At 46.4% G+C, this 1,209-nt stretch carries 1 protein-coding gene; it reads right to left on the bottom strand.

The window, feature by feature from the left end; genetic code table 11:
* Positions 1-1,209 (bottom strand): PAS domain-containing protein (locus R7P69_RS24880; RefSeq protein WP_318121776.1); only part of this gene is annotated, 1,209 nt, incomplete at both ends.

The following is a 1,209-nucleotide window of genomic DNA, read 5'->3' as shown; positions in this document are numbered from 1 at the left end:
CCCGACTTAACTTGATAATACATAGCAAAAATCTTATCCAGTTCAGCTTCAGGAATACCGATGCCGGTGTCTTCGACTTCCATAATAATGGTCGCGAAGTCTTCTTCGGCATCAGCGCTGACTGTCATCACAACGCCACCTTCTTTGGTGAACTTCATCGCGTTGCTCACTAGATTCCAAATCACCTGGCGTAAACGGGTCGCATCCACCTCGATCGCTTTTGGTAAGTCACTCAAACGTTCTAAGTCGAAACGCAGTCCTTTTTGTTCCGCCATGAGCGCCGAAATACTCTCTATCTCGGCGACAAAGTCTTCAAAGTTCAATGGTGCAGGTAACAGTTCAAGCTTGCGACGGTCGAATTTGTCCATATCGATGATGTCATTGAAGATATTCCCCAACGTAATCGCACTCACGTTGATCGTCTGCATGTGCTTACGCTGCTCTTCCGTCAGCGGGCTATCAAGCAACATTCGACTCAAGCCAACAATGCCGTTTAACGGTGTGCGAAGTTCATGGCTAATTGTGGAGATAAACGTCGTTTTATCTCGGCTGGCTTTTTCTAGAGATTCTTCGTGACGCTTACGCTCAGTAATGTCTCGCCCAAAACCAACCAACCCCAAGTGGCGACCGTCTTTGCTATAAAATGGTACTTTGCGCAATTCAAAATAGTGTTTTCGCCCATCAGGGTATTCCAACCATTGCTCGTAAGTGATCGCTTGGTTGTCGCTAAAGACTTTTTGGTCGGTATCTACGATTGGTTGCGCAATTTCTTTACTGTAGACATCCCACGGGCTCAAGCCGACAAGTTGATGCTCTTTCTTGCCCGTTAACTCTTCCATCGCTCGGTTACAACCAGAGAAAACGCCATCGGCATTACGGTAATAAATCAAATCAGGTGACGCATCGATGAATGAACGTAACAAGGCGGTACGCTCTGCTAACTCTAATTGCGTTCGCTCACGCTGGAAAACCTCATTTTCTAAATCCTGCATCGCCTCTTCACGCGCTTCTTCCGCTTTAATCCGCTCTTCAATCTCTAGATTGAGCTTTTCGATGTTCTGCTGTAGTTGGAAGTTCAGTTCTTGGTCGCGTGAACGCATGTCTTTCAATTTAGAAACCAGCTTCGTCAATCGTTGACGAGACTCTTCTAACTGATCTACCACCACAGATAGGAAGTAAACGGCCCAGGGCGTGATTAACAAACCAAAG

This window comes from Vibrio sp. 661, from assembly GCF_033339315.1.
In the GTDB taxonomy this organism is placed as follows: Bacteria; Pseudomonadota; Gammaproteobacteria; order Enterobacterales; family Vibrionaceae; genus Vibrio; species Vibrio alginolyticus.
The sequence above is the reverse complement of the archived record's forward strand: the minus strand, read 5'-3'. Positions and strand labels throughout refer to the sequence as shown.